The sequence below is a fragment of the Mycobacterium sp. NGS68 genome, from assembly GCF_059812195.1.
Genome location: NZ_JCALCE010000107.1, coordinates 1 through 214, shown reverse-complemented (window position 1 = coordinate 214; position 214 = coordinate 1). Strand labels below are relative to the sequence as shown.

Genomic DNA, 214 nt, shown 5'->3' with positions numbered 1-214 from the left:
CGGGGCCGGCGCCAAGCGATGTGGCGCACATTATTTACACCTCGGGGACGACGGGGACGCCGAAGGGGGTGGCGGTCACTCACGCGAATGTGACGCAGTTGTTCGACGGGTTGGACATTGGGATCGCGTTGTCGCCGGGTCAGGTGTGGACGCAGTTCCATTCGTATGCGTTCGACTTTTCGGTGTGGGAGATCTGGGGTGCGCTGCTGCATGG

The 214-nt window shown here is 62.6% G+C and carries 1 protein-coding gene; it reads left to right on the top strand.

Features of this window, described 5'->3' with window-relative positions; genetic code table 11:
* On the top strand, positions 1–214 hold a 214-nt coding region (locus AC5Y5V_RS31460), incomplete at both ends, for an AMP-binding protein (protein WP_499943007.1).